Origin of the sequence: Bradyrhizobium sp. 159 (genome assembly GCF_023073795.1) — a bacterium.
In the GTDB taxonomy this organism is placed as follows: Bacteria; Pseudomonadota; Alphaproteobacteria; order Rhizobiales; family Xanthobacteraceae; genus Bradyrhizobium.
The window spans coordinates 1-1,531 of sequence record NZ_JADPKE010000092.1 but is presented as its reverse complement, the minus strand read 5'-3'; the positions used below and the strand labels follow the sequence as shown (position 1 = coordinate 1,531).

Genomic DNA, 1,531 nt, shown 5'->3' with positions numbered 1-1,531 from the left:
CTTTCAATTACCCACATTTAGCCGAGGGGGCTGAGGGAGCGCACCAACTATTGCATCGCAGGAATCGACCGTGATTCCTTGTCTGGCACCGATTCGCAGGGGGCGGTGCCAATGGACGAAAAAGCCGACGCATGGTTTGATCGCGAGCTCGCTGGCTGCAACCTTGCCGACGAGCGCCTGAATAAGCGGCTCCGCAAACTGGTAGCGCAGATCGGGAGCGCCATGGGAGAAAGCATTCCGCTGGTGTGCCAGGACTGGGCCAATACCAAGGCTGCGTATCGTTTTTTCTCCAACGACCGGGTCAGTGAGGCGGACATTCTGGCCGGCCACTTTCAATCGACGCGTGAGCGCACGATTGCCACCGACGGACCTATTCTAGTGCTCCACGATACGACCGAGTTCAGTTATCAAAGAGAGAACTCAGACGCGATCGGGATCACCAAGAGCATAAACAGCGGGCGCGACAAGGCGGGCCGCCTGAGGTCGCACACGGTTTGCGGCATCCTGATGCACTCGAGCCTGGCGGTGACAACCGAAGGGCTGCCGCTTGGACTGACGGCGGTCAAATTCTGGACCCGGAAGAAATTCAAGGGGACTGCCGCGCTTAAGAAGAAGATCAATCCGACGCGCATTCCCATCGAGAAGAAGGAGAGCATTCGGTGGCTGGACAATGTCCGTCAATCCACAGAGCTGCTGGGCGATCCGGGACGGTGCATCCATATCGGTGATCGCGAGAGCGACATCTATGAGCTGTTCTGCGCGGCCCGGGAAGCTGGAACGCATTTCGTGATTAGGACTTGCGTTAACCGTTTGGCCGGAGATGGAAATCACACGATCGCCGACGAAATGGACGAGGTTGCCGTCAAAGGACGGCATCGCCTCAACGTCAGAAACAACAACGGCGATCCCGATGAAGCCGTCCTCGAGATCAGATATCGCAAGCTTCGCGTCCTGCCGCCGATCGGAAAGCAGAAGCGCTATCCAGCGCTGACCCTGACGGTGATCCATGCCGAAGAACGCGTGACGCCGAAGAATAGAAAGAAAATCGAGTGGAAGCTGATCACAAATCTACCTGTTAGCTCCCGCACCGACGCCATTGAGAAGCTCGAATGGTATGCTTTGAGATGGAAGATCGAGGTGTTCCACAAGATCCTCAAATCAGGCTGCAAAGCTGAGGAGTCAAAGCTCAGGACCGCCCAGCGTCTGACCAATCTGATCTCGCTCTTTTGCATCCTGAGTTGGCGGGTCTTTTGGATGACGATGCTCAACCGTTCGGCTCCAGACGCGCCGCCAACCCTCGCGTTGACCGCGACTGAAATCGGCGTGCTCGATCGCCTCGTCAACGACAGACCAAAAGCAAGACGGAAAACGCTCTCGCACTATTTGATCAAAGTCGCCCGGCTCGGCGGTTATCTCGCCCGCGCCAGCGATCCGCCACCCGGCAATACCGTCATGTGGCGCGGGCTGTCACGCCTCACCGACATAGCGCTAGGTGTCGTGGTCGGAGGAGAATTTGTGGGTAATTGAAAGC

Annotated in this window: 1 protein-coding gene; it reads left to right on the top strand. The window is 57.3% G+C overall.

The window, feature by feature from the left end; translation table 11 throughout:
• Positions 1-111 precede the first annotated feature (111 nt).
• Positions 112-1,527: an IS4 family transposase gene (locus tag IVA96_RS29335; RefSeq protein WP_247420753.1), complete on the top strand. Its 1,416-nt coding sequence runs from the start codon at positions 112-114 to the stop codon at positions 1,525-1,527.
• Positions 1,528-1,531 lie beyond the last annotated feature (4 nt).